This window comes from Providencia sp. TYF-12, assembly GCF_041344805.1.
Taxonomy (GTDB): Bacteria; Pseudomonadota; Gammaproteobacteria; order Enterobacterales; family Enterobacteriaceae; genus Providencia; species Providencia huashanensis.
Genome location: NZ_CP166833.1, coordinates 1,838,272 through 1,863,758, shown reverse-complemented (window position 1 = coordinate 1,863,758; position 25,487 = coordinate 1,838,272). Strand labels below are relative to the sequence as shown.

The following is a 25,487-nucleotide window of genomic DNA, read 5'->3' as shown; positions in this document are numbered from 1 at the left end:
TATCAAATTAGAATAACAAAGAAAATATCGACATAAGAGTAAAAATACTGTTTTATTTTAATGAGTTAAGAAATGAATAGTTTTCATGAATAAACCAAATCGACAAATCTATATACCGTATTTACGGTTGTTGATGGCTTAATTCGTTTGGGGTGAGAAAAGATTGATATTCACTTAGGCAGGGCATCAGCATATTCATGATAACAAAAGAGCGCCGCATCCATGCGGCAAACAGTCATTTATAATGCGAGTAGTTTTTCAAGAGAAGGCGCATAGTAATAACTACCTGAAACGGCTTTCGTCATACGCAGTAAATCATCGTATTTACCGTCTTTTTCACCAAACATACTAAGCAATTGTTGTTCAATATTGTGTAGCCTTGCACAATAGGCGACAAAGAATAAACCATGTTTACCACTTGCTGTGCCATACGGCAGGCTGTGACGCATGATGGATAGCTCTTCACCCTCTTCTTCTACCACGACTCGTGAAACATGCGAAGTCACATTACGCACATCTTCATCAAGCTCAACGCTATCATGTTTAGTACGGCCAATCATTTTTTCCTGTTCATGTTCAGTAAAACGATCCCATTTCCTTAAGTCGTGTTCATAGCGTTGAACTAAAACATAACTACCACCCTTGTCATCGCCTTGTTCGACTAATGTCACTTCCGCAATTTCTTCACCTTGCGGATTTTCTGTACCATCAATAAAACCGCTTAAGTCCCTATCATCTACCCAGCGGAAACCATGAATTTCCTCAACAACATGAATAGATTTACCAAACACTTTTAGTGCCGCTTGCGCTAAAGAGAAATTAATATCGTGGCGAAGAGATTGAATATGAATAAACATATCTCTTTGTGTGGCAGGCGCAAGCCCCTTACCTAATGTATGGAATGGTTTCAATTCAGGTGCGCACTGAGCATGCCCCAATTGCTGCCAAATATCAGAGCCAAACGCAATTACTGCCCCAAGACGGTCATCAGGATATTGCGCCTGTAGTTTGGTCAAAGCATCGACAAAGCCTTTACATCCAGATTTAACTTCATCCAGAGATCCTTCTTGCACTTGTGCTTCAATAAAAATACCAAAACGGCTATGTTCTTTCAAAATACCACTTTGAGAATGAGACATACGGTAAACCTCGTAAAATGAGTATGTTATATAACCTATTTTTTATATAAAACGATATGATTATCCTATCTTATCGTGATGTTTTTCACCTTGTTTTAACGCAAGGGTTTATAGGTTTCGATGCCTATTATAGGAAAGAAAATTTAAGAAAGGGGAAATTTATTTGTGTACAATAACGAGGTTCGATAAAAGAGGGGATCGCCAGTATAACTAAACCTGACGATATACCTTAAAATCAGCTTACTTATGCCAAATTATCTGCGATATTGTCCATGATTGAAGGTCATTATCCGAAGGCATCATCCCTTCTGGCCCTTGCCATTTACCCGTAAAACGGTAAATAACTTTTGTTGATTGTGGCGAATTACATTCAATGCTTGGTACATCATTGATTCGCTCACCAAGGCTACATACACCAAATGCTTTTTGGTATATTTCACTAAATTCAGTGCCAACTTTTGGCCCCCACTCGGTAACAATATCAGGGTCATTGACTGTAATGCGCGACACATAGCCATGCTCAGGCCCCATTATCTCTAATTTTACCTCGTCATCATTAATGCCTTGGAAAATAGCGACCACATCACCATTGTCCATTTGCATTCCGCTACGGATGTTATAACGGTCATTAAGCTGCGTTTTAATAGTATCAGCTTGCATCGGGGTAAAATTGGTTACTTGACCAACCCCTGAGCTAGAGATCACTAGTGGGCTACTAAACCAAGTCGATGGCGAAAAAATTTTCGTGCCAGCACAACCTGACAATAGTGTTATTCCGCATAGCAGAGTAATTTTCAACAATGGCGTTAAGCCGCTATTGTTATTAAAAGTTGCATGTTGGGACATATCATCCTCTTTAATCCGTCGCATAATGCATATTGTGACAACCTATTTGCCAAAACATTCACATGAATGATTAAACAAATAGTCAATTAACCTAAAAATCCGTTTCGTGAGTTAATTTTTTCGAATAAATCAAACGTTCAGACTGTTCTTCTTCATAAAGCATTTTTTCAAACATACAAATAGCGGCATCTGATTCTTCGCTCACTAAAAGTTCAATTCTGCCACACCCTCTGGCAATTAGTTTTTTCTCTAGCCGGCTGACTAAAGCATTTGCTATACCGCGCGCACGATATTCAGGATGTACAGCAAGGTAAACGGCTGTGCCGCGGATACCATCGTACCCGCCCATAATGGTACCAACAACCTCACCTGCGACCTCAGCGACTAAGAATAAGTCTGCACCGCATTGTAATTTACGTTCGATGTCGAGTTCAGGGTCCCCCGAAAACTCATTGAGAGAACAACGTTCCCATAACGTCAGTACATCTTCATAATCACTTTGGCGAAAGATGCGTATTTCCATAACATTTGCCCGTTTAAACTAATCTTTCTGTCATTATCACTGCTTTTGCCACACAATCAATATTCAATATGCCTTTTTTACGACAAAAGGGTATACTTTGGTTATTATTTTTCATCTATGGTTCTATTAGAAAACAATGAATTACCCAGATATCGGTCGTGTAAAAGCTTTCTTGCAAAGCTTACAAGATACTATTTGTCAAAAAATCACTGAGCTAGATGGTAAGGAAACTTTTCTAGAACAAACATGGGAACGTTCTGAAGGTGGTGGGGGCCGTAGCCGAGTATTAACTAATGGGGCTATATTCGAACAAGCAGGGGTCAACTTCTCCCATATTCAGGGGGAAAAATTACCTGCATCTGCCACAGCACACCGCCCTGAACTCGCAGGTCGTAGCTACCAAGCAATGGGCGTCTCTCTGGTTATCCATCCACTCAACCCATATATCCCAACTACCCACGCGAATGTGCGCTTTTTTATCGCCGAAAAAGAGGGAGAAGCCCCTGTTTGGTGGTTTGGTGGTGGGTTTGATCTAACCCCCTTTTATGCCTTTAACGAAGACGTCATTCACTGGCACACTGTAGCTCGCGATTTATGCTTACCTTATGGCGATGATGTTTATCCTAAATATAAACATTGGTGTGACGAATACTTCTTTTTAAAACATCGTAATGAGCCTCGGGGTGTCGGTGGCCTGTTCTTTGATGACCTCAATCAATGGGGTTTCGATAACTGTTTTAACTTCACACAAGCCGTTGGACATGGTTTTTTACACGCTTATGTACCCATTGTTGAAAAACGCTGTGGCCATTCGTGGGGAGAACGCGAACGACAGTTTCAATTATATCGTCGTGGTCGCTATGTCGAGTTTAACTTAGTTTGGGATAGAGGCACCTTATTTGGTTTACAAAGCGGTGGACGAACTGAGTCTATTTTAATGTCAATGCCACCACTGGTGCGTTGGGAATATGACTATCATCCTGAGCCTAATAGCCCAGAAGCGACTCTCTATAGTGAATTTTTAATCCCCGGTAAAGACTGGTTAACCCAATAATTACTGTTACAAGCTTATTCATTAAGGTAGAAATATTCCATTTCTACCTTTCTAATAAAATATAACAAAATCTAACTAAATTCGTTAAATATCAAAAGGTTACACAAAACAAAAAAACAATTATGATTCCATTTCATCCAATAGAATGGAGTTATAATATGAGTCAAATTTTAGGTCGTTCCTTATTATCGCCTTGTCTAATATCAAGTTTAATCTCCGAAACTGGAGTGACTAAGCTCAACCCTACACTCATTCATATCAATGATGTCATGAGCAGAATCTATTCAGATGAAGATGCACAATTACATCGTAATAGCCTATCTGCTTGTTCTATTGATCCTGTTAAAAATTACAGCCGCTTTATTCGAGATGCTCAGCGCCCTGTTCCCTATAAGATCCATCGACACTCAGATTTACCGATTTGCCAGCGTGACCAACTTTCCCTTAATGAGCATATGCCACATGATGATTATACTGTGATCATGAGTGAAGGTGATGATAAAGCCCCTTCAGCACCGGCAGGCTATGTCTTCGATTATATTGGGAAAGTACGTGCTTTCTTTAAGGAGAAATTAGATATTGACCAGATGTTTGGCTGTTCTGCAGACATCAATGCGGTTATTCATTATGGAACAAACTACGCTAATGCCTTTTGGAATTCTCAGGCTATTTTCTTTGGTGACGGAGATGGTAAAGTCTTTGGCCCCTTTTACAATGACATTGACATAATTGCCCATGAATTAGCCCATGGTTTCATTAGTTCAAAAGCTAACTTTAGATATGCATTTCAATCTGGTGCGCTAAATGAATCCGTTGCTGATGTTTTAGGCATTATGGTCAAACAATTTGTACAAAATGAGACAGCTTGTGAATCCAATTGGCTTATTGGTGAAAATTTATTTATCGACCAAATTAATGCCCCAGCCTTACGTTCCATGAGTGCCCCAGGCACTGCTTATGCATTGAATAACAAAAATGTTGACCCACAAGTTGGTCATATGTCTCAATATCGAGATTTACCTATGCGGATTGATAATGGTGGTGTCCATATTAATTCAGGTATCCCGAATAAAGCCTTTCATTTATTAGCAACTAGCCTAGGAGGATATACATGGGATGTTGCTGGTAAAATATGGATAGCGGCAGTATCAGACCCTATTGTTACCTCAATGGCGGATTTCAAGCAATTTGCCACAGCAACAGTGAGTAACGCCCAAAAATTATTTGGTGAACAAATCGCATCACAAACACAAAAAAGCTGGGAAAAAGTTGGATTAGTATTCGATAAACACTAATCTTTTATCATATGGCGACATCACCATGCCAAATAGCTGTTCTTAGTAGTTAGTCATTTTCATCTATAAAGGCCGATGTTAAGCAATTCAAATGCCTAATCATTCAGCCTTATAAGCAAAGGATTTTTAACTAAACCCGCACGTTAACGTTTTTTCTTTTTACGACCCGGTTGGGTAAATTTTTTACGTGTAGGGTTTTCAGGTTTCGCCTTTGGCTTATTCCCTGTATTTTGTTTGGCTCCACCACCATTTTTACTGGTTGCTTGGGTCTTTGCCTGTTTTTTCGGTTTAATATCCGATTCTGATTTTTCCATCATATCAAATAATTCAATCAGTTCGTCTGCTGTTAAGTCACGCCACTCTCCAACTGGAAGCCCTGTTAACCGAACATTCATAATACGAATACGTTCAAGCTTAGTCACTTCAAAACCAAAGTGCTCACACATCCGCCTAATTTGACGATTCAGACCTTGCACCAAGGTAATACGGAACACAAAAGGCGCTTCTTTTTTCACCTTACATTTCTTAGTCATCGTACCTAAGATGGGGACTCCGGCTCCCATGCCTCGAATAAAATCATCTGTAACGGGTTTATTCACCGTAACTAAATATTCTTTCTCGTGAGAATTCCCGGCACGTAAAATTTTATTAACCAGATCACCGTGATTAGTCAAAAAAATCAGCCCTTGAGAGTCTTTATCTAGACGCCCAATAGGGAAAATTCGCGTGCTATGGTTAACATAGTCAACAATATTGTCTTTTTCGCCGCTTTCCGTGGTACTGACAATCCCCACTGGTTTATTCAACGCAATTAATACTAAATCATCTTCATTACGCGGTTCAATCAATTGACCATTAACTTTAACCACATCACCTGCAAAAACTTGGTCACCGATGGCTGCACGTTTACCATTAATAAAGACATTGCCTTGCTCAATATAACGATCAGCTTCACGTCGTGAACAAATACCACTTTCACTAATATATTTGTTTAGACGTGTAGAAGAACGAGTGTCCATAATTTACCTCAATCATTTGTGCCCCACCGCGCCATCGTTGTTAGTTTTGGTTGTGTGAAAGCAACGTTTAATTATTAAACTATTTAAATCGATAATATAATAAAAAGCCGTAACACAATAATTTTGTTACGGCTTTTTATTCACTAAGGTTAGTAAACCCTTAGCTGATACTTTGACCCACTAACGTTTTTTAAGATGTTGCATCAAACGCTTACGTTTACGTAATTGGGTTGCAGTTAGTTTATTTTTCTTATCTGCATATGGGTTTTCACCCTCTTTAAACAGAATACGAATTGGCGTCCCCATCACTTGCAGTGAGCGACGGAAATAATTCATTAGGTAGCGTTTATAGCTATCAGGCAAATCCGACACTTGGTTACCATGGATCACCACTATCGGTGGGTTATGCCCCCCTGCGTGTGCATATTTCATTTTAACTCGACGGCCACGAATCAACGGCGGCTGGTGTTCGTCTTCCGCCATATTCATAATTCGAGTTAACAATGCCGTTCCCACACGACGCGTAGCGGATTCATAAGCCTCTTGCACCGATTCAAATAAATTACCTACACCGCTACCATGCAACGCTGAAATAAAGTGAATACGTGCAAAGTCAACAAAACCAAGACGTAACTCTAGCATGTCTTTTACATGTTCACGGTCTTCTGGTTTCATGCCATCCCATTTGTTAACCGCAATCACCAGTGAACGCCCAGCATTTAAAATAAAGCCAAGTAACGATAAATCTTGGTCTGAGATACCTTCTCTTGCGTCAATCACTAGCAACACAACGTTTGCATCTTCGATTGCTTGCAGTGTTTTAATTACAGAGAATTTTTCTACTGTTTCCGTTACTTTCCCACGTTTACGCACGCCCGCAGTATCAATCAGAATGTACTCACGGTCATCGCGTTCCATTGGAATATAAATACTGTCACGGGTTGTACCCGGCATATCAAACACAACAACGCGATCTTCACCTAGGATACGATTTGTGAGTGTTGATTTACCCACATTTGGGCGACCCACAATCGCTAATTTGATGGGTAATGTGGTTGGGTCAAAATCGTCTTCTTCATCTTCAGCAAGTTGGCCTTCTGCTTCTAACTCAGCCCAGTAAGCCGCATTTGCTTCTTCTTCCGTTAACTCAACTTGCTCTTCTTCTTCACCAATAAACGGTTTCAAAGATTGTTCAATTAATTGTGTTACACCACGACCGTGGGAGGCAGCAATGGGGTGTATTTCCCCTAACCCAAGCGAATAAAAATCACCAACTGCGGTATTTACATCAATACCATCAGTTTTATTTGCCACTAAGTAAGTTTTTTTCTTGCGGCTACGAAGATGTTTGGCAATTCCTTCATCTGCTGGCATCAACCCGGCTCTCGCATCGACCATGAACAATACAATGTCAGCTTCTTCAATGGCTTGTAAGGACTGTGCGGCCATATGCGTTTCTACGCCTTCCTCAGTCCCATCGATACCACCCGTGTCAATAATAATAAACTCATGCCCTTCCACTTCGGCACGACCATATTTGCGATCACGAGTCAGACCGGGAAAGTCCGCTACTAATGCGTCACGGGTACGGGTTAAACGGTTAAATAACGTGGATTTTCCTACGTTTGGACGCCCTACCAGCGCTACGACGGGTATCATTCTTAGATGCCTCACAACTTTTATTAACTAAAGGAATTCTGAAGCTTTCACTCAGAAAACAAAAAACGAACGGCTCCTGTCATCAGGAACCGTTGATTTTATCGATAAATTGTCGGTTTGTCAGAAAATTAACGCGTTAACAGATAAACTGTTCCGTTTTTCGTCTGAACCATTAGTTTATCACTTGCAACAACAGGGCGACTGTGAATACCGGAGCTGTTTAATTTATTTTGAGCAACAAACTCACCCGTATTCATATCTAACCAATGTAAGTAGCCTTCTTTGTCACCGACAACAATATAACCATTAAACATTTCAGGTGCTGACAAACCACGGTTTAGTAAGTCTTCTTGTGTCCACAATGTCACACCATCACTTTTACGGACGGACAACACGCGGTCATTTTGGTCAACGAGATACAGGTTTTCACCTGACATCACCATATCATTAATTGAACCTAGTTCGCGTTTCCATAAAATTTGGCCTGAGCGCATATCAAGTGATGCTAATGTGCCATTATAAGCAATCGCATAGACTTTGCCGTCATCAATAATCGGTGTCATATCGACATCATTCAAACGGCCGATCTCTGTTGAACTAGTGACTTGAGAAATGCGTTGTTGCCAAATCAGTTGCCCTTGTGATAATAAAACGGCGTTTACACGCCCGTTATCACCACCAACAATTGCAGCCCCAAATGCGACCGCTGGTGCAGATTCACCACGTAAAGACAGTGATGGCGTGTCCATGTTAACAGTCCACTTGATTTCACCACTATTTACATCTAACGCTTGCAATTGGCCATTGCTAGTATGAATAACGACTAAATCGTTACTAACAACCGGTTTAGAAAGGGCTTCACCAGCAACTTCAACATCCCAAATAACTTGACCATCTTCTTTGTTTAAGGCAATAACGGTACCACGCTCAGTACCAATAAAGATTTTATCGCCATCAACAGTTAAACCACCTGATAATAACGCGGATAAATTCGCAGAAAGGAAACCGGTACGCTTGGACAAGTCAACAGACCAAATCTCTTTACCACTGTCTAGCTCAAATGCTTTCACTAAACCTTTACGGTCTGCCGCATAAACAGCTGAGCCATCCCAAGCAGGCGATAACTCGGAGTAAAATTGTTCAACGCCATTACCAACAGATTTATCCCAAACAATTGATGGAGTAAATTGATTCTCAACCTGCGGAAGTGGCGCCATAATGATAGAATCAGTTTCGCTGGAACAACCGGCAAGTAAAGCTGAAGCGACTAGGCCAACCAAAAGAGTTTTGCGCAACTGCATGTTTGTCGTTTCCTTTCTTCTTATGAATTAGATACGTTGTTCAATTTCAGAGTTAAAATACCTCTAAGAGATTGAGAACCTTCACTTTCTAGCCCCTGAGTGTATGCGGCTTTTGCACCAGCTTTATCACCCTTATGGAGTAAAGCATCACCACGGACATCCTGTGCCGTCGCTTGCCATGACTTACCTTTGATATTCGTAATAGATGCTATCGCACCATCGGCATTACCTTGAGCCAATTGTACACGAGCCAAACGCAAGTTAATTAAATCTTGCATATCAACCGTTTTCGCTTTAGCTAATGCATTAGTTAGCGCAGTTTGTGCATTCGCTAAGTCGCCTTTATCAACGGCGATTTGCGCTAACTCTAGCCCCATCATTGCGCTGTAAACATCATCAGTTTCAGCAGCAAATTTTTGCGCGGCAACGATACTTTGTTCTGAGCCTGAACGCAGTTGAGTGCTCACTGTTTCAAATTTTTGGGCGCTTTCTTGCAATATATTGGTTTTATGTGACTGCCAGTAATTCCAACCAAATACACCACCAACACCAATAACAAGGCCAACAACTAATGCAACACCGTTGTTAGCAAAAAAGCGTTTGATCGCATCAACTTGATCATTTTCGTTTGTATAGACTTCCACTTGTCTCTCCTTAACCTAATAGCTCAGCGATGCGAGAAGCCATTAGTTGCTGTGAAATAGTTTCTTGTGCGCCTGTGCGCAAATCTTTCAAGGTTACTTGACCATTAGTCATTTCGTCTTCCCCCAAGATCAAAGCAATTTTAGCGCCTTGTTTATCTGCTCTTGCTAACTGTTTCTTGAAGTTCCCACCGCCGTGGTTAGCCATTAATCTCAAAGTAGGTAGTTCATCACGTACTTTTTCAGCAACCAATAAGGCAGCTTGTTGGCAATTTTCACCAAAAGACGCTAAATACACGTCAGCCACTGAAGTGTCTGCGGTAAATGCTGGATTCACTTCTTGGACTAGCAACACCATGCGTTCCATACCCATGGCAAAACCAACAGCTGGGGTAGCTCTGCCGCCTAATTGCTCGACAAGGCCATCGTAGCGGCCACCAGCACAGACTGTACCTTGAGAGCCTAGTGCCGTTGTAACCCATTCAAATACAGTACGGTTATAGTAATCAAGACCACGAACTAAACGCTGATTAACACGATATTTGATACCCGCAGTATCTAATAGTTTACACAAACCATCGAAGTGTTCACGTGATTCGACATCAAGGTAATCAAACAGTTCAGGTGCATCATTCAATAACGTTTGCACCCCTTGATTTTTAGAGTCCAAAACGCGAAGTGGGTTAGTGTACATCCGGCGTTTACAGTCCTCATCCAGCTTATCTTTATGTTGCTCTAAAAATGCAACCAAAGCCTCACGATAATTTGCACGCGCGTCTAACGAACCAATTGAGTTTAGTTCTAGCGTCACATGTTCGCTTATACCTAATGCTTTCCACCAACGCGCTGTCATTAGGATCATTTCGGCATCGATGTCTGGCCCACTCAAACCAAATACCTCTGCACCTAATTGGTGAAACTGGCGGTAACGCCCCTTTTGAGGGCGTTCATAGCGAAACATTGGCCCTAAATACCACAAACGTTGTTCCTGATTGTACAGCAAACCATGCTCAATACCTGCGCGGACACAGCCTGCGGTATTTTCTGGGCGTAATGTCAGACTTTCTTCATTACGGTCATTGAAGGTATACATTTCTTTTTCAACGACATCCGTCACTTCACCAATCGCTCTACGAAATAGCGGGGTCTGCTCTACAATCGGGGTACGTATTTCACTAAAACCATAACCCTGTAAAATATTTTTCAATGTTGCTTCGATTTTTTGCCATACACGCGTGTCAGCTGGTAAGTAATCATTCATGCCGCGAATGGCTTGGATATTTTTTCCCACTTTATTTCTCTATTTTCAGAATTACATAAGTTTGATTATAAGAGCGAAATATCATCAGGTTCAATCAACAAACACCAATTACTGATACGAATCGGGAATTATCTGTTTATTTGCCCGATGAGTGTTCGATTTTAGAAAAAAACACGGATAATTAACACCATTAATAGCCTGATAAATGTAAAAACTGGCTCTATACGAGCCAGTTTATTTACCTAATTAATTTTTTAGGTTAATTTCGATCCGGTTACTCTCATCCATCATCGCCGCTTTAGCACGGATTTTCGCTTCAAGTTGGTCAATAATATTATCATTATCAAAGCGTTCTTTTTGCCGCTTACCATCTTCATAGAAACCGCTTTTAGTTTTCGCCCCTGCAACACCAAGTGTTGAAACTTCGGCTTCACCTGGGCCATTAACCACACAACCGATGATCGAGACATCCATTGGCGTAATAATGTCTTCTAGACGTTGTTCTAAAGCATTAACGGTCCCAATGACGTCAAACTCTTGACGTGAACAGGTTGGGCAAGCAATAAAGTTGATACCGCGAGAGCGAATTCGTAATGATTTTAGAATATCAAAACCGACTTTTACTTCTTCAATTGGGTCTGCGGCTAATGAAATTCGCAAGGTATCACCAATACCTTCCGACAATAACATACCTAAGCCAATTGCAGATTTAACCGAGCCTGAACGTGCGCCACCAGCTTCGGTGATCCCCAAATGTAAGGGTTGATCAATTTTATTTGCCAATAAGCGATAAGACCCCACGGCTAAAAAGACATCAGAGGCTTTCACGCTGATTTTGAACTGATCAAAGTTCAGTCTATCCAAAATATCCACATGGCGCATCGCTGATTCGACTAGCGCTTCTGGTGTAGGCTCGCCGTATTTTTCTTGAATGTCTTTCTCAAGGGAACCACCATTAACACCGATTCGAATGGGGATATTGTAGTGACGTGCACAATCAACAACTTGGCGTATTCTTTCTTCGCTACCAATATTACCTGGATTAATGCGCAAGCAATCAACGCCGTATTCTGCAACTTTAAGGGCAATGCGATAATCAAAATGAATATCTGCCACTAATGGCACATTGACCTGCTGCTTAATCAATTTAAATGCTTCAGCTGCATCCATAGTGGGGACTGAAACACGAACAATATCTACGCCAACGCGTTCAAGGGATTTAATTTGCTGTACCGTTGCATCAACATCCGTTGTGCGGGTATTCGTCATTGATTGAACTGCGATGGGTGCGCCATCGCCTATAGGCACATTGCCTACGTTAATTCGAGTGGATTTACGTCTTTTTATCGGTGATTCATTATGCATTTTTCTTTAATTCTCCGAACGTCCATGTGCTCTTTTATACCGTGTTATAGTGTTAACAATTTCGTCTTACTGGTTTCACTATACACAAGAAAGCAAACTATAAACTATCATAAAAGATGTTTTCGGATATAGTTTGCCTCTTTTTATTCGTCATACTTTAAGCTTCAGGTAATTTCAATTTAGCAGGGCGTTTCGCTTTGATGAAACGGCTTAAATCCACCGCATTACCTTGGAATTGTACTGTGACATTCGCAGGGGCACCAATATTTAAGCGATAAGGCTGTGCGCCATCGAGTTCGAGCTTATCACCATTATTTTTAGTACCACTAAATAAGATTTTATTATTCGCATCACGAATCTCTAACCAGCACTGCCCCGTGAAATTTAACACTAGCGCACTACTGCTAACAGGTGCAATTTCTGTATTTTCAGCCGAATGCGTTCGGTCTAACGCATTCGTTGTTTGGGCCGCATTCGGTAGTGGAATAGTCTTCACTGGCGCATTTTCTTCCACTGGATTAACCGATGAAGGAGCCGCCGTCGACGGTTGCTGAGCCAATGTTTCTGGGGTATTTTCTAATATTGCAGCCCCGATAGGTGCTTCACCTGTAGGACTTGGTAAGTCAACAGAGGTTGTATTGTTATCTTGCTGAGACAATATCAAATCGTTCTGACTCGCCATCGAGACTAACTCGTCTTTTTGCGCGTTGTGATCTTGCCACCACCAGATACCGACCATCGCAATCAGTACAATTACGATTAACCAAGTCAGTTTCATTAACCAGCCTTCACGTTTTTTACGTCGTTTGCCTAGTGAGTAGCTTTGCATTGGAGAAACTTTTGCTAACGGAACAGGCTCTTCCGTTTTCATTAAGTCTTTAATTTCGCTTTCAGCCACACCCACCATACGTGCGTATAGACGAATATAACCGCGTAAAAATGTAGGTTCCACGCCAGCGGGGGGAATATCTTGTTCTATCTCATTTACCGTACTTACTTTGAGACATAATCGTTCTGCGACAATATCTTGTGTTAACCCCATGCGCTCACGAGCTTGCACCAATAATTGTCCTACAGTCACAGTGGTTTGTTCGGTATTATTTTCGATAGTCATTTGCTGGCAACACTATTTCCAAGTTAAAAAAATATAAAGCAACTATTCAGTAGCTTTATTCGTCAGAATTTATCATAGTTTTGAAACAACAGTTAAATTTATCATATTGCTTCAACTATTGTAGGTGAACAAAGACGTTTTGCCTAACTGTAAAACGCCTCGAAACATAACCTAACTCACTGATTAGATAATATCTATAAATCAGACTGTTTTTACCTTGATAGGTTCCCCTGCTATACGTTTTTTCAAAGTCCTTTTTGTCCTATCGATCACATCACCCGCTAACTGGCCACATGCTGCGTCAATATCATCACCACGAGTCTTACGGACTATCGTTGTAAAACCATATTCCATCAGCACCTTAGAGAAACGGTCTATCCGGCTATTTGAGCTGCGACCATATGGTGCACCAGGGAATGGGTTCCATGGGATCAAGTTGATTTTACTTGGTGTGTTTTTTAAACATTCCGCCAGTTGATGTGCTTGTTCAACACTGTCATTAACGTGATCTAACATCACATACTCAACCGTAACCCGCCCAGCATTTGCATTCGATTTTGTTAAATAGCGGTTTACACTGTTGAGGAATGTTTCAATGTTATATTTCTTATTAATTGGAACAATATCATCACGAATATCGTCTGTCGGAGCATGTAATGAGATGGCTAAGGCAACATCTATCATATCGCCTAGTTTATCCAAAGCAGGTACAACACCCGATGTTGAAATCGTAACTCGGCGCTTAGATAAACCAAAACCGAAATCATCTAACATAATTTCCATGGCTGGGACCACATTGTTCAGATTCAGTAATGGCTCGCCCATTCCCATCATAACAACGTTAGTGATTGGACGACGACCACTGGATTTCAACGAACCAATAATTTTCGCCGCTCGCCATACTTGACCAATGATTTCTGAAACACGCAAGTTACGGTTGAACCCTTGCTGTGCCGTAGAACAAAATTTACATTCCAGCGCACAACCAACTTGTGAAGAAACACACAACGTTGCACGGTCTGCTTCTGGGATATAAACCGTCTCAACCAACTGATCTCCTACTTTTATCGCCCATTTAATGGTGCCATCAGATGAACGTTGTTCCTCAGATACTTCAGGAGCACGGATTTCCGCGACTTCTTTCAGTTTTGCTCTCAGGACTTTATTAATATCGGTCATTTGATCGAAATCATCATAGCAATAGTGATAAATCCACTTCATGACCTGATCCGCACGGAAAGGTTTCTCACCCATCTGAGCAAAAAATTCACGCATCTGTTTGCGATTTAAATCAAGTAAATTCGTTTTTGGGTTCGTTTTTTCTGGTGTGACAGAAATAGCGGAAGAAGTTGCACATTGTGCAGCTGTCGTCATATCAGACATGATGTATTGCCTCGTTATTACACTTTCGGCAGTGCTAACATTTATTATAGCACGACGTAATTTTGCAGTCTTAAAAAGATAATCGCCCCGCTAATAATAGCAGGGCGTCGCATTGTACAAACTTTACAACAATAATGCTAATGCATTATGTAAAGTGTATTAGCGTGGGCAAATTTCGTCAGCAGTGAAGAAATACGCGATTTCACGTGCAGCAGATTCTTCAGAGTCTGAACCGTGAGTTGCGTTTTCAGTGAAGCTGTCAGCGTAGTCTGCACGTAAAGTCCCCGCTAATGCGTTATCTGGGTTAGTTGCGCCCATCAGGTCACGGTGACGTTGAATTGCATTTTCGCCTTCTAACACTTGCAGCATGATTGGGCCTGAAGTCATAAATTCAACCAGACCTTCAAAGAAAGGACGACCTTTGTGTTCAGCGTAGAAGCCTTCAGCTTGCTCACGAGTTAAATGCATCATTTTAGCAGCAACGATAGAAAAACCTGCGCTTTCGAAACGGTTGTAGATAGCACCGATGACGTTTTTCTTCACAGCGTTTGGTTTAATAATAGAAAATGTACGTTGAACAGTCATAAATAACCTCTTAGCGATTTATTAGGCCTTTATTCTTTGCTCTTCCCTGTAAGTTAGGATTCAAGAACGTGAAATAGGGGCATGTTGTAGTTTTTTATATTATTTCTATTTCTGATATTAGGTTTTTAGGCTTTAAAATTAAGCACACCTAGGAAAAAGAAAAATAAGGCGATGATTATAGGGGCTCTGATTACAATTTCCTACAGTCACATCAACATTTTGTTAAACTTTTTATAGCAAAAAACACTATTTTTTCGGGTAAGTCACGTTTTTCAACTATTATCGAACTCTAAAGTTAATTGCCGCCACTTGACCGCTTAGATCTAATACAGAAACTTGGTAGCTCCCTGCTTTATCAAGTGTCAGCAAAATTGAACCATTTTGCTCTGTCGTGTTAACTTGCTCGCCATTTAGGAACCACCATTTTTCACCCTGCCCACCTTGAGTGACGAGACGTAAATCCAAGCTCGTTTTTCCGGGTAAACGTTGTAAAACTTCGCTATCTCGCACGCCTGAAATTAATAAGGGTGGCATTTCCAATTTGAGGGGTGGGCAAGTTAGGTCTACTTTTGGTAAACGATTAACTCGTTTCTCACTTGCTGGTAACCATGACTCTACCGTAATGGGCCATAAGTGGACTTCTTTTTCTTGCGCATTCGGGCAATCGGCTGCGACTTGTAACCCTTTGTCATTAACCCAGACTTTTTGTCTTAAACCTAATAACGATTCTTGGTCCCTCGCCATCAAGGTTGGCGGGATGGTATTATCCAAAATCCAACTTAACCGCCGTTGACGGCAATTACTGTCGTCTTTCAATAATGATGTCCCTCCCGGCCAACAAATCACAGCTTGGCTGACACTGGCGGGTTTAATATCTTTTGGCAACGGCTGATGGGATGAATATATTTTACTCAGCAACATGGCATTTACTTGGTTCATTATCGGAATCGCAGTCGCAAAACCCAACTGCCCCGCCACGGGTGTCGCATCAGGACGCCCAACCCAAACACCGATAGTATAACGTGGATTAACCCCTATCGCCCATGCATCACGATAGCCATAGCTAGTCCCTGTTTTCCAAGCTAAATTCAATTGCCCTGATAAATTCTCATCGGGCACTGGGCGTGCTTCTCCCCCCATAATGCGTCGCACTATCCATGCCGCCCCCGGTGACATTAGTACCCTATCTCGGATTTGATCTGACGGTTTAAACCGCAAAGGTGAGACATGACCTTTGCGGGCAAATGCACTATACGCAGAGACTAAATCTTCCATGCGAGTTGCAGTTCCGCCTAAGATCAACGATAAGTTAGGTTCGCTTCCCAATGGGAAACGTAACTCAGTTCCAACATTACGTAATTGCGCTGTAAAACGTTTACTACCGTAGATATCCAATAACTGAACTACCGGTAAATTTAAGGAACGAACCAGCGCATCACTCACACTGACTGGGCCATTAAAACCACTGTCAAAATTTCCCGGTCGATAATCATTAAACCGCCTTGGAACATCTTGTAAGAGTGATTCTGCGTGAATTAAGCCTTCGTCCATCGCTAACCCATATAAAAAAGGTTTCAGCGTAGACCCCGGTGAACGCCATGCACTAATCATATCGACGTGACCAAAACGGCTATCATCTAAGAAATCGATTGACCCAATATAGGCTTTTACACTCATATCAGTATGATCAACCACCAAAATCCCCAGCGAAGTTTGCTTGGGTAATTGGTTTTTCCAATTCATAGCCATATCTTCCAATTGCCTTTGCAAACTGGCATCAATGGTAGTTTCAATAATTGGTTCTTGGGTGTCTTTAGTGACTCGTCGAGCCAATAGAGGAGCCAAATGCGGATTTTTCCGCGGTGCTAACCAAATTTGTTCTTGTTTAATATCAGCAACTTTTTCCGCACTCCATACTTGGTATTCTTCTAGCCTATCCAGCACTTTATCACGAGCAGCTTGCGCTCTTTCTGGGTATCTGTCTGGTCGTAAACGGCTTGGAGCCTGAGGTAAAACCGCAAATAATGCAGCTTCACTTGCCGTTAATTTGGCAGGGGCTTTGTTTAAATAGACCCAGCTAGCAGCCCCAATACCTTCTATCGTCCCACCGTATGGTGCGCGATTTAAATACATCTCAAGAATTTCGTCTTTAGAATAATGATATTCAAGTTGAGCGGTACGCCAGAGTTGTTTTAATTTTCCGCCAAGCGTTCTTTCGTGAGGGTCGATTAGCCTAGCAACCTGCATGGAGATAGTACTCCCACCGGACACGATACGACCTGAACTCACCAACTGCCCCGCTGCTCTTACTAATGAAAACGGGTTTACCCCAGGGTGACGATAAAAATAACGGTCTTCATAGGTTAACAATGCTTCGATAAAATCCGGCGAAACCTCTTCCAACTGGACAGGAAAACGCCAAATCCCTTCTTTATCCGCAAAGCGCCATAAAGGCATTCCGTCCGCCGCCACGACTGTTCGTGCCATTTCTATTTTTTTAATTGGCAAAGGCCAAATCTTGTCTGCAATAAAAAATAGTAATGGCAGAAAAATAACTAACAGTAACAGTGTAAAGGTGGTGCGACGTAACCATTTTTTCATTGATGGATGTACCAAGATGATGAAATAAAAAAGCCCTTATATCTTAACTCCAATATAAGGGCTTTAGGTGACAATTAACGAACGATTTCTAGTTGGCCATCAGAATAACCTGTCGCACGCCATTCAGGTACATACATTGATTCAACCTGTGGCACAGGGATGCTATACACACCCGGTGTCACTGCGCGCGCTAAATACACCAATGTTGTCGGCCGATATTTCTGAACTTCAACGGCAGCAACAAAGCGATCATCACGGTATTCCATATGACGGATTTGTGATTGTTGCATATCATCAATTAATTCTTGAAGATTTGGTGCTGATTCACTTAAGTTAGCGCTGCTGTTTGCTAAGTTTTGGTTTTCCAATTCTAAGCCTGCTGGCAGTAAGTCAACCACCAACGCATCAGGCACACTTTGTGACGCTTGAACTTCAAGTTTAACCACCACCATTTCACCACTTCTGAGTCTATCTAATGAAATACGGTTACCTTTCATGTCGTAGTAACTGCGAGAGATACCTAACACATTTGAGCTTGGTTTTGGTGACTGCTGCGGATAACCCACTACATTTAAACGCGTATATAGGGTGTTAGTGCCACTATTTTCAATGCTATAACCAGTCTGTAGCTGATCTTTGCTCAAGAACTCACTTACGGGTTTATCTGAAACCATTGGTGGTTCCTGACCATTGACCGTCGCTTTCCACGGAGATTCGCTTTCATTTAAGTAGAAACGCCCTGCTAAATACAATGCATTGCTTTCTTGAGTTGAGAAGTAACGCTGAGATATCAGATTATTAGATAAAACCTGCAATTTTTGATCGCGTGATTTTGGCATTAAATTATATTCATTTAATAACGCAACAATCATCGCATCATCGCGGATCACCGAACCATAATCACCAACATAACTATAACGGCTACGCTGTTTTTTCAACCCATCAATAACAGCGCTTTCGCCTCGTGCTTTATCGCCCATTAGATTCAAAGCAACACCAAGCTGAACTAACGGTAAACCACTTGCAGCATGGCTACTTTGGTTATAAAGCTGACGTAATGCGCCTAAAGGTGCTTTTTGTTGCGATGCCAACACTAAACCTGCGTAGGCCTGGGTCGCAAAACGAGCTCCCGCTTGATTCTCTGTATATGGGTAATTGATTTGATTACCATCTTGCAAATAACTTAACAAACGCGTATTAGCATTACTTAATGCTTCTTGAGGTACGGTAAACCCGCGCTGATTGGCTTTATTTAAGAAATCTGCAGCATAGGCCGTCAACCAATACTCTTCACGCCCATTTCTATCCCACAGTGAGAAACCGCCGTCATTACGTTGCATACTCAATAAGTGTGGAATACCAATTTCAATCGCTTTATGGCGGTCGGCATCGGTTTGTGTTTTGATCCCTAACTTATTCAATTCAGCTTGAGTTGAGAACAACGATGGATATAACCCACTAATCGTTTGTTCCAAACAGCCGTATGGATAAGCAAATAATTCCCTGATATAGCGGGAAATATCTAATGGAGGACGGCTGGTTAACAAGACTTGCCCTTCAATCGTATCCGGCTGTAGGCCTGCGATTTGGTTAGTCGGTAACGACCATACATTCCCCGGTTCAATCGATGTCGCGAAGGAAATAGTTTCAGCTGGCTGTGCTGGACGTACCCCCACTTTCCAACTATTGCTATATTCTTTATTGGCTTCACCATCAATCGTCATGCCATTGATGGTCATAGAAACCTCACCCTCACCAAAACCATAGTCAGCTTTTACTGGTAACGTTAGTGTTGTACGTTTCCCTTTAGGAAGTTGCAATTCACGGCTACTAGCACCATCAAGTTTCACCATTCCTGATGCCTTGAAATTGACCGTCACGTTTTGCGTGTTGTCAGTCATATTCGTCAAATCAAGGGCAAAGTAAGACTTATCGCCTCCGGCCATAAAGCGTGGCATCGACATCTGTGTCACTAAAGGCGCTGCAACCGTGACTTTACTATCTGCGTGCCCGAAATCCTTTTCATTCCACGCTTGCGCCATCACACGTAATTCACCGTTAAAATCAGGGATAGCCAAACTCACTTCCCCTTCTCCGTTTTTATCTAGGGTCACAGGTGTTGCTTGCTCAGCAATGATTTGTACTTCGGTTAGTGGCTTCATCCCACCGCGCTCTATCGCAGCGTCTTCGCTATCCCCACCAAAACGTAGGTTGGCAATTTTACCTTGCCCTTCAATCAAGTGGCCATAAACATCGTATTGGTCCACGCTATAACGTTTACGACCAAAAAAAGCATCGTATGGGTCTGGCGTTTTAAAATCAGTGATATTTAATACACCCGTATCAACCGCAGATAGCAACACATTCACTTTTTCAGGTAATGGCTTGCCGTCTTGTGCTGTCGCTTTGATTTTTACCGTTAAATCTTGATTTGGGCGCATTTTATTTGGTGCACTTAGTGCCAATGCAATCTTACGGTTTTCATCTGCAATAGGGAGATGAAGCACGCCTACCGCACGTTTCACGGTTGCTTCTTTAGAATCATCCCCAGGGCGCACGACAACCGCGGAGACATATAAATCATGGCGAGCCCACTCTTTATTGACTGGAATTTCAATATCTAAACCTTTTTCAGGCACGTCAATTTCTTGCCACCATAATGGGCCGTTGCTCGACTCCAACAATACATAGCCTTTCCCGGCTTTTGGTGATTCGATGCGCACTTTCGCCTTTTCACCCGGTAAATAAGCTGGTTTATTCAGGCTTAGCTTCACTTGGTCAGGTCGAACGGAACCACTGCCGCCAGTGTTATCTTGCCATGAGTAACCGGCCCAAAACTGAAGGCTAGTGACCAATTTATTTTCTGGGTTAACGACTTCTAAACGGAAAGCACCCCAATCCACTGGAAATGATACTTTTGCAGTACCATCTTTAGCTATCGTGATGTTTTCATTCGCCATCACTAAATCTTTTTGATCATAATTTGATGACCAGCCACCACTTTCAGACCAACTCCAATAATAATCACGGCGCTCATACACTAAACGAGCTGTTAAGTTTTCTGCAGCCAATTTATTACCCGCCGCATCTGCCATGACTAATTCGAATTCTGCTAATGAGTTTTCATCCACATTATGGCGTTTTACATAGCGGTCAGTGCGGTAATCGTAAATTTCTTTTTTAGCAAATAATGGGCGTATACCCACCAGCTTGTCTGCTGGCCAAATAGCCTGCTCAGCGCGGCGCGTTACTGGGCGGCCACCCGCTTCTAATAAGCTGGCTTGTAAAACAGCTGAAATCGGTGAACGAATTGAACTCCAATTACTGTTTGGAATTGAGATGACCGTTTCCCCATTGCTATCGAGTGTCAGGTCAAACTCATCCAGTTTACGCGGTAAACCTTCCTCATTGACGGCACCAAATTCAAAACCGGGGAGTTTAGCTACAGCTTCGCGATCCGCTTTTAATACAATTTGCCCTTGCAGTTGGTTATCTGCCGCTGGCGCACCGTATAAATAACGCCCTTGAATATCAAAATCTACTGACTGATCCGTTAAACGAGGAACATCACTACCTTCGATTTCTAATGCCATCCGTTCAGGCATAAAATCTTCAACATTGAATTTATAATAGCGTTGCGGTGAACCATCTCCTAAATCAAAGCGTAATGACCAACCACCTGTTTCTGCATTTTTAGGGATTTCAAATTGGTACTGATATAAGCCATTTTGCTTTTCATCCGGTTGCCAAACAAAGCTTCTTACAACTTGCCCATCCGTTTTTAATACGTCCACCTTGACGGGTTGGCTTTTAACGGGATTACCATCCCCATCACGTAATAACCCATTGACTAATAATAGTTCGCCTGGGCGGTATAAATCACGAGGTCCAAAGGTGAAAAATTGCTTTGCGTAGCCCTCTGGCCCTGAAATGTCGAATTCCGATAAATCAAGCGCAGGTTGTGTTAAATCAATCATACTGGTTTGCCCATCATGGGTTGCCAGTAATAATTTCCCACCCGCCAATTTATCTAATTGCGCATGACCATCTCCATCCGTTGTCCCTTTTGTGACTAACTGGCCTTTGTCATCCAAAATACGTAACTCTACGCCTTTAATTGCAGAGCCTTTCGCTAATGATTGAGTGAAGATATCCACACGGTCTTGGTAGCTGTGTAATGACACTCCAATATCACTTAATGTGAATACCGTAGCTGGGAATTGGTAACTGTAGCTCCCCGCTTTTTGCATGATGGCTAAATAAACGCCATCTTGCTGTAGTTCTTTGATGTCTTTTAACGGCAATAAAATCGTTTGTCGTGTATTTTTATCCGGGTTTAAATCAAACCGACCGGTGTAAGCCAGTTCAACTTTGTCAAGAAACTCTTCTGAATACCAATATTCATAATTACTGCGGTATTGCCACTTCGCCAAAAATTGCGGTAGTTGTTTTTCGTCTACACGGAAAAAATTCACATCAACTTTATCAACATTCAATGCAATAACTGGCAAGCCTTGAGCAACCTTACTTGGCAATAAAGAACCTTTGCTCGCAAAGCCAACGGTTGGAATGATCTGGGCAGTTGTCAGCTTTTTATTAAAACTCTCAGAGAGTGTGCGTTCGTTAACCGCTTTAATACCTGGGTTAATCGATAAATTTAATTCTTTTGAAGGTGGAAGATGGCGAAAACGTAATTCCATCTGGTTATCAGATAGTTCCCAAGCACCATCCAGCTTACCTGTTTTCACATCAATTAAGTTTAAATACTGACCAAAGTCTTGGTCTGCTTGTAATGGTACAGAAAAAGTCACCACCATGGCGCTAGCACCATCAAGCTGTAATTCAGATGCATCCAACACTGTTAAGTCTTTCCCTGCGTATTTTTTTACCATTTCTTCAGTAGAAAGCTTTGGTGCTGACTTTTTTTGTTCTGCAACAGGTGCTGTTTTGGTTTGGTTTTCTGGTGCCGTAGATGACACATTTTGCTCATTTTTAGTGGTGTCTTCTGTATTATCGCACCCCACTAACGCCATGACTGATGCTAATGCTATTGCAAGATAACGTTTTTTCGTTTTTAGACCCGCCAATGAAGCCCAACCTGATTGTTGTTTCATTACCGCCCGCCCTTTAATAAGTTAATTTTTTCTGTTTTTTTATGGTTTTAACAGGAAGTTAAAACCCACTAGATACTAGGAAATGACTAAATTTATGTATTAGTGATGTTTTCCAATAATTATTTCTTTCATCAATATAATTTAACAGAGTGTTATAAAAACACCTATCAGACAAAACGGAAAAAACCATTAGGAAAAAATACCGTAAGAATGTGGAATGTTTATCAATAGAAAGCAGAAAAAAGTTTATTCAAGACTATTTTTTATTTATGAGTGAGAAAAAACTACTTTCCCACTCAGATATTATTTATCAGGTATTTTTGACAGGGATAGTATCTCGTAGAAAACTGCCTAAACGGCGTTGATAAAATGGCTGGACATGCTGCGTAATAAAATGACTAACCCCTTTTTCATGTTCATTAACGATACAAAAATCAATCGATTCGTTATCTGCTAAGAAATCACACGCTAATGTCCCAGCATCATGAATAATTGCATCAATATTTTCAGCACCCGCGGTAAATTCCAATGCAACCAACAAAATTGGGTTTTCTTCGCTAGCTTCATCCTCAACTGCCGATACTATAAACCCACGTCTTACGACTTTGTGTTGTTTAAAAAACTCAGATAGTGCATCGACAATTGCTTGTGGCTGTTCTTCTAAAGCACTTAGCTTAAGTGATGAGCCTTTTGGTACGGTTAACTCAGTATATTGGATCTCAGTTTCTTGGATAGAACTGTTATTATTCGATTGCTGCGACATTGCCATCCCCTGCTATTAAAAATAATTGCTGATTATACTCGCACTTTCATTGAGGTAAAAATCGCTTAGGTAAAAAATAGGCACGAAAAGTATTCTTCTCGTGCCCATTGTCAACCCGTGGGGGTTATTTTGATTTACTGATTAACAAGTTTGCCAGTGTTCTCACACCAATACCTGTTGCGCCTTCTGCCCATAAACTAACAGGAGACTTACGGTAAGTTGCCGAGCAATCAATATGTACCCAGTTTTGGCGATAGTTTTCAACAAAATGGGATAAAAATGCCGCCGCTGTACTTGCCCCAGCAGTATGAGATGGCGCAGCAATATTGTTGAGATCAGCAAAACCTGACGGTAGCTGCTGACGATGAAATTCAGCTAATGGTAAACGCCAAAATAATTCAAATTCCTCATTTGAAGCACTCATTAAATCAGCGACTAACTTGTCATCGAAACTTAAAACTGAATGGTAATCCCCACCTACTGCCATTTTTGCTGCACCAGTTAAGGTTGCTGCATCAATAATCAGTGTCGGGTTTTCTTTGCTCGCATCAATTAAGCCATCAGCTAACACTAAACGCCCTTCAGCATCTGTATTCATGATTTCTACGGATTTGCCATTACGGTAACGGATAATATCGCCTAACTTAAATGCGTTGCCACTCACCATGTTATCTGCAATACACAGGAACATTTTCACACGTTTTTGCAAACCGCGTGAAATCGCTAGAGCCAATGAACCTGCTAAAGTGGCAGCCCCGCCCATGTCCGCTTTCATTGAGTTCATCGAAGCAGATGGCTTGATACTATAGCCCCCCGAATCGAAGGTAATACCCTTACCAACTAGAGCTGCAAAAACTGGCGCGTTAGGGTTTGCACCTGGGTTGTAATCTAAAGCTAAGAATACTGGTGGGCGACTTGAGCCACGGCCAACAGTATGAATACCCGTATAACCTTGAGCTAATAAGTCATCACCTTTGATAATGCGATAGCTAATATCTTGAGCGCCCACGGTGCAAAGTAGGTCAATAGCGCGTTTTGCTAATTGCTCTGGCCCTAATTCTTCAGCCGGAGCATTAATGACGTCACGTACCCAATCAACAGTACGAATACGGTTTTCTAATTCTTTACGGTCTTCTTCTGGTAACACAGGCCATTCAATAGTTCTAGCCCCTTTCGGTGCACGAAAACCTTGCCAAAATGCCCAACTTTTTTCTAAGTCCCAGCCCTCACCGGTTAAGGCAACATTGCGAATACCTTGCCCATCTAATTTACGGCCAGCACTTTGCACAGCACATAATTTCCCAGCGTGTTTCAGGTGGATTGTCATGCCGTTATCGCTAGAGCTTAACAATGCGCCTTCACCCCAACATGGTGCTGCTGGCTCACAAGAAATCATTACTGGCATAATTTGTTTTGTCATCGTTTTTCTCACTTTGTCTATTTTTGCGGACAGCAAAAGCCCAATAGATTGCCCGCACTTACTGTTACCTTAACTGATAAATAATACTAGGGATATCATTATAGTGCTGATGCAAAATAAAAAAACCGAGCACTATTCTTAATAGCCACTCGGTTTTTAGATGAAAAAACCACTTATTCGAATTCATCCAGCCAAACTAACAAAATCGCTTCTAAAATTTTCTCATTCGATTTTTGCGGGTCATCATCAAACTCTTCTAAGTCGCAAATCCACTGGTGCATATCCGTAAAGCGCACGGTTTTCGGATCAACGTCAGGAAATGCATCATATAATGCTTCACCGATTTCACGGCTATTTGACCATTTTAAGCTCATACTCCCTCACTAATTTGATTATCAAGCTTT

19 protein-coding genes are annotated in these 25,487 nt (G+C 41.6%); 2 read left to right on the top strand and 17 right to left on the bottom strand.

Annotation, left to right across the window (positions count from 1 at the left end; all coding sequences use genetic code 11):
• Positions 1 to 239: 239 nt before the first annotated feature.
• The 3 genes from ABE954_RS08280 to ABE954_RS08270 form a co-directional block, all read right to left on the bottom strand.
• Entirely contained in the window at positions 240 to 1,139 is a 900-nt protein-coding gene (locus ABE954_RS08280) for a Dyp-type peroxidase (RefSeq protein WP_042844608.1), read from the bottom strand.
• A 240-nt stretch (positions 1,140 to 1,379) separates the two neighbouring features.
• Complete coding sequence (locus ABE954_RS08275) at positions 1,380 to 1,985, bottom strand: RpoE-regulated lipoprotein (protein ID WP_129466124.1); 606 nt, start codon at positions 1,983 to 1,985, stop codon at positions 1,380 to 1,382.
• Between the two features lie 91 nt (positions 1,986 to 2,076).
• Positions 2,077 to 2,508, bottom strand: a complete 432-nt coding sequence (locus ABE954_RS08270; protein WP_042844611.1) for a GNAT family acetyltransferase — start codon at positions 2,506 to 2,508, stop codon at positions 2,077 to 2,079.
• A 136-nt stretch (positions 2,509 to 2,644) separates the two neighbouring features.
• Between ABE954_RS08270 and hemF the strand changes: the two genes are divergently transcribed.
• Both hemF and ABE954_RS08260 read left to right on the top strand, forming a co-directional pair.
• Positions 2,645 to 3,562: an oxygen-dependent coproporphyrinogen oxidase gene (gene hemF / locus ABE954_RS08265; RefSeq protein WP_042844613.1), complete on the top strand. Its 918-nt coding sequence runs from the start codon at positions 2,645 to 2,647 to the stop codon at positions 3,560 to 3,562.
• Positions 3,563 to 3,720: 158 nt separating this feature from the next.
• Positions 3,721 to 4,857: a M4 family metallopeptidase gene (locus ABE954_RS08260; RefSeq protein WP_071548205.1), complete on the top strand. Its 1,137-nt coding sequence runs from the start codon at positions 3,721 to 3,723 to the stop codon at positions 4,855 to 4,857.
• A 143-nt stretch (positions 4,858 to 5,000) separates the two neighbouring features.
• Here ABE954_RS08260 and rluF read toward each other — a convergent pair whose 3' ends face one another.
• The 14 genes from rluF to iscX all read right to left on the bottom strand — a co-directional run bounded on the left by rluF (position 5,001) and on the right by iscX (position 25,457).
• The gene (gene rluF, locus ABE954_RS08255; RefSeq protein ID WP_048607837.1) at positions 5,001 to 5,876 is read right to left on the bottom strand and encodes a 23S rRNA pseudouridine(2604) synthase RluF; all 876 of its coding nucleotides are present in this window, start codon (positions 5,874 to 5,876) and stop codon (positions 5,001 to 5,003) included.
• A 180-nt stretch (positions 5,877 to 6,056) separates the two neighbouring features.
• Positions 6,057 to 7,535 (bottom strand): ribosome biogenesis GTPase Der, encoded by a 1,479-nt coding sequence (gene der, locus ABE954_RS08250; protein WP_042844616.1) that lies wholly within the window; start codon positions 7,533 to 7,535, stop codon positions 6,057 to 6,059.
• Between the two features lie 128 nt (positions 7,536 to 7,663).
• Positions 7,664 to 8,836, bottom strand: coding sequence for an outer membrane protein assembly factor BamB (gene bamB / locus ABE954_RS08245; protein WP_042844617.1), 1,173 nt, complete (start codon positions 8,834 to 8,836; stop codon positions 7,664 to 7,666).
• A gap of 20 nt (positions 8,837 to 8,856) precedes the next feature.
• Positions 8,857 to 9,480 (bottom strand): tetratricopeptide repeat protein, encoded by a 624-nt coding sequence (locus ABE954_RS08240; RefSeq protein WP_042844619.1) that lies wholly within the window; start codon positions 9,478 to 9,480, stop codon positions 8,857 to 8,859.
• A gap of 10 nt (positions 9,481 to 9,490) precedes the next feature.
• Positions 9,491 to 10,768: a histidine--tRNA ligase gene (gene hisS / locus ABE954_RS08235; RefSeq protein ID WP_042844621.1), complete on the bottom strand. Its 1,278-nt coding sequence runs from the start codon at positions 10,766 to 10,768 to the stop codon at positions 9,491 to 9,493.
• Positions 10,769 to 10,984: 216 nt separating this feature from the next.
• Positions 10,985 to 12,103 carry a flavodoxin-dependent (E)-4-hydroxy-3-methylbut-2-enyl-diphosphate synthase gene (gene ispG / locus ABE954_RS08230; RefSeq protein ID WP_042844622.1) on the bottom strand — a complete coding sequence of 373 codons (1,119 nt, stop codon included), beginning with the start codon at positions 12,101 to 12,103 and terminating at the stop codon, positions 10,985 to 10,987.
• Between the two features lie 157 nt (positions 12,104 to 12,260).
• Complete coding sequence (gene rodZ, locus ABE954_RS08225; RefSeq protein ID WP_371025848.1) at positions 12,261 to 13,217, bottom strand: cytoskeleton protein RodZ; 957 nt, start codon at positions 13,215 to 13,217, stop codon at positions 12,261 to 12,263.
• Positions 13,218 to 13,418: 201 nt separating this feature from the next.
• Positions 13,419 to 14,600: a bifunctional tRNA (adenosine(37)-C2)-methyltransferase TrmG/ribosomal RNA large subunit methyltransferase RlmN gene (locus ABE954_RS08220; RefSeq protein WP_042844625.1), complete on the bottom strand. Its 1,182-nt coding sequence runs from the start codon at positions 14,598 to 14,600 to the stop codon at positions 13,419 to 13,421.
• A gap of 159 nt (positions 14,601 to 14,759) precedes the next feature.
• On the bottom strand, positions 14,760 to 15,185 hold the full coding sequence (gene ndk / locus ABE954_RS08215) for a nucleoside-diphosphate kinase (protein ID WP_042844627.1): 426 nt from the start codon (positions 15,183 to 15,185) through the stop codon (positions 14,760 to 14,762).
• 279 nt (positions 15,186 to 15,464) lie between these two features.
• On the bottom strand, positions 15,465 to 17,786 hold the full coding sequence (gene pbpC, locus ABE954_RS08210) for a peptidoglycan glycosyltransferase PbpC (RefSeq protein ID WP_371025847.1): 2,322 nt from the start codon (positions 17,784 to 17,786) through the stop codon (positions 15,465 to 15,467).
• Positions 17,787 to 17,860: 74 nt separating this feature from the next.
• Entirely contained in the window at positions 17,861 to 22,900 is a 5,040-nt protein-coding gene (locus ABE954_RS08205; RefSeq protein ID WP_048607844.1) for an alpha-2-macroglobulin, read from the bottom strand.
• 310 nt (positions 22,901 to 23,210) lie between these two features.
• The gene (locus ABE954_RS08200; RefSeq protein ID WP_042844633.1) at positions 23,211 to 23,663 is read right to left on the bottom strand and encodes an enhanced serine sensitivity protein SseB C-terminal domain-containing protein; all 453 of its coding nucleotides are present in this window, start codon (positions 23,661 to 23,663) and stop codon (positions 23,211 to 23,213) included.
• 124 nt (positions 23,664 to 23,787) lie between these two features.
• Positions 23,788 to 25,083: an aminopeptidase PepB gene (pepB, locus tag ABE954_RS08195; protein ID WP_042844635.1), complete on the bottom strand. Its 1,296-nt coding sequence runs from the start codon at positions 25,081 to 25,083 to the stop codon at positions 23,788 to 23,790.
• A gap of 173 nt (positions 25,084 to 25,256) precedes the next feature.
• The gene (gene iscX / locus ABE954_RS08190) at positions 25,257 to 25,457 is read right to left on the bottom strand and encodes a Fe-S cluster assembly protein IscX (RefSeq protein ID WP_004912658.1); all 201 of its coding nucleotides are present in this window, start codon (positions 25,455 to 25,457) and stop codon (positions 25,257 to 25,259) included.
• Positions 25,458 to 25,487: the final 30 nt, after the last annotated feature.